This is a genomic window from Megasphaera massiliensis (assembly GCF_000455225.1).
Taxonomy (GTDB): domain Bacteria; phylum Bacillota; class Negativicutes; order Veillonellales; family Megasphaeraceae; genus Megasphaera; species Megasphaera massiliensis.
In genome coordinates, this window is record NZ_HF954538.1 from 65,993 (window position 1) to 69,266 (window position 3,274).

Here is a 3,274-nt window from a genome sequence, read left to right on the forward strand (position 1 = left end):
AGCAGCCCGTTCGAGTTCGCCTTGTACGGCCGCTCTATGGGCTTCACGAACGATGCGCGGCGTTCCGGCCCATAAGGCCGCACCGGAATCATGAGCTGCCTTGACGGCTGCCTGCCAATCCTTCTGGAGGAAAGGACGATGGTGGTACGATTCGCCGCCGAAGATAATGACGTCTGCTCCCTTTTCGGCCGCTGCCGCAACACCGTCGACGGTATCGCAGCGGACGACGAGTTCCATGACCTCGCCTTTTTTTACCTCAACGACCGTTTCCGATATCGGCATCACCGTACCTGCCGCCGGCCGGTGATAATCAGCCAAAATAACTTCCGTCAGCGCATCTGCAGCCTGACGGCGAAGGTCATTTAAGACGCTGGCCGGAATCATCTTGGTTTCATCCCAGGCCGTCACTTCAGCCAGGGCAAAAGGCGTCTCGCCAAGGCGGCCCAACTGTTTTTTCAAGTAATCGATCGTTGCCGGACGCTTCGAAGCCGGCTGAGGCAGAAAGTCCGCCGCAACCACTACCGTATGGGCCTTTTCATCCCACAGGGTAAGCTCTAATCGCCCATCACCGTCGACATCGACATGGGCGTAAATCGGAATCTTTCGCGTAAGGCCAACGGCGGCATCAGATGCCGTCTGCCGGCCCGAGGGATTCTTCTCAGTCAGGGTTCGGCGCTGGACCATCCCTCTTAGAAAATCGTCTTGGTAGCTGCGGTTAAAGGCCGAGGTCAATAAGGCTGCCGCTTCATCATGAGCCTCTTTACGGGCTTTCGGGCTGCTGTTATGGGCGTCGATGACCTTGCGGTACGCCGTGACGACGGTCCTGACATAGGTGTCTCCCTTCATGCGGCCTTCGATTTTAAAGGACGTGACGCCGGCATCGAGGAGGTCGTCGATATAATCAAGGCCTTTTAAATCCTTGAGGCTGAGCACATAGGCTTCTTGTTTCATGACCGCTTTACCGTCGCGAACTAAAGTATAAGGCTGACGGCAAGGCTGGGCACAAGCCCCGCGGTTTCCGCTGCGGCCGCCGAGGAAGCTGCTCATCAGGCACTGGCCGGAATAGGCCATGCAGGATGCCCCGTGGATGAATACCTCAATGGCAAGAGGCGACGAAGCACAGACCGACTGTATATCGGCAAGAGATAATTCACGAGATAAGACGGCCTGGGTGAAGCCGTTTTCTTCCAAGAAACGGACACCGTCAGAATCGGCAACGGTCATCTGCGTACTGCCGTGAAGGGGCAGGTCGGGCACGACGCGGCGAGCTAAGAGTGCCACCGCCATGTCCTGGACGATGATCCCGTCGACACCGGCCTTATCAAGGGACTTCAAATAGATTGTCAGGTCATCGAGTTCCGTATCGGCCATGAGAATATTGACCGTGACGTATACTTTTACGCCAAATAAATGGGCCGTTCTTACGGCTCGGACGATTTCTTCATCGTCTAGATTATGTGCAAAGCGGCGGGCATTGAAGCTCTTGCCGCCAAAATAAACGGCATCGGCACCGGCATCAATGGCCGTAAGTACGTTATCTAAAGAGCCTGCCGGCGCTAATAATTCTGCCATACTATTCCTCCTATATTGAATCAGGCGGCCTCCGATTACAGCCCTTTGTAGATTGTCGTCAAATCTGCGGCCGTTACGTCATAAGGCGTTCGCTGAATACCGCTGGTCGGCAGGGTCATGGTGACGAACTTTTTAATTTCATCATCGGTGAGTCCCACCGTATCGCCCATAAGATCCGTCATAAGGGCTGCAAAGTCTTCGCTCCCGGAAAGGCCGAGGATGGCCCAGACGCGTTCCGCCTTATCGGCCATAGATTCTTCCATGAGTTTCATGTAAGCCGGCAAAAGCAGGCCGTTGGCCCGGCCGTGAGTGATGCCGCGATAATAGGTCAGCATATAGCCCATGCTGTGAACCATGGTCGTTCCCGTCTGGGCAATGGTAAGGCCGGCCAGCATGGACCCATAGAGCAAATCTTCCCGGACGGCATAGGGAATATCCCCCTTCAAGTCGGTCAGATGGAGGCCGATAAAGCGCATGGCTTCTTCGGCCCAGACGTCGCTCATGGGCGTCGACATGGTGGACATATAGCCTTCCACGGCATGACTCAAGGCATCGATGGCCGTGTCGATGGTAACGGTCTGGGACACGCTTTCCGTATAAGTCGGGTCGGCAAAGGCATAGACCGGAAAAATAAAAGGCGTATTGATGGACTGCTTGGTCCCGGCATGAACATTGGTAAGGACACTGACTTTGGTCACTTCACTCCCCGTTCCGGCCGTCGTCGGCACAGCCACGATGGGCAAGGGCTTTTTGTAAGGTTCTTTGAAAAGCCGTTCATCGTCGAGATCATCCGTGCAGAGCAGGGCAATGGCCTTAGCGGCATCCATGGGCGAACCGCCGCCGATACCGACGACGAAGTCAACACCCTTCTCCTTGGCAAGAGATGCGGCTCTGCGGATCGTATCGATAGAGGGATTGTTTTCAACATCGTCAAAGAGATACCAGGCAATGCCTAATTCATCAAGTTTTCCGGTAATAGCATCTTGAGAGCCGTTGACCTTGGCGGAATGACGGCCTGTGACCAATAAGGCCCGTTTCCCCAAACCGGCTAACACCTGACCTGACTCGGCAATACAGTTTTTCCCGAAAAACACCTGCGTCGGCATATAATAGGTAAACATAAAAAATCCCCCTTTATGATAAGTAACATCGTTTATTTTCCTATACATTTTATCATTTTTGAGGCTCAGAGGCCAGTTTTCTCTACGCAAAAAAGGTCCCGCACTAATGTACCGAGACCCTCCTTGGAATCACAGTATTCCCTTCATAATACATGTTTCACTATTTACGTTCCTGCTTGGTTTCTTTCTGGATGAATTCAACGATTGTACGTGTCAAAAAACCGCTCATGGTATCCCCTTTCAATTCTAGGATCTCCATTAATTTTCTTTTGATGTCTCCATCTACTCGAAAGCGTATATAATCCGTCTTATTGCCCATTTATCCATACTCCCTAATCCAAAATTTTCGCAATAACATTATTATAACATTGTTACAACAATTCCATCAACACCTGCAACAATGCGATTCAACCAAGGCGTAAAAAAGCCCCAGCAAGTTATATTTAGGACTACATCGAAGATATAAACGACTGTCTTGTGTATTGTCTGTATATTGTTCGTATATTTCAAACGCGTTCTCACAAGATTTTCTTGATTCCTGAATAGACTCAAGCTAACAAGAAACCCGCATAGACACAGAG

General features: G+C 51.7%; 2 protein-coding genes. Both read right to left on the reverse strand.

The features are described from left to right. On the reverse strand, nucleotides 1-1,572 hold a 1,572-nt coding region (locus tag TX77_RS10285), incomplete at its 3' end, for a U32 family peptidase (protein WP_044505027.1). Between the two features lie 35 nt (nucleotides 1,573-1,607). Further along, the gene (locus TX77_RS10290) at nucleotides 1,608-2,693 is read right to left on the reverse strand and encodes an iron-containing alcohol dehydrogenase family protein (RefSeq protein ID WP_044505001.1); all 1,086 of its coding nucleotides are present in this window, start codon (nucleotides 2,691-2,693) and stop codon (nucleotides 1,608-1,610) included. Nucleotides 2,694-3,274 lie beyond the last annotated feature (581 nt).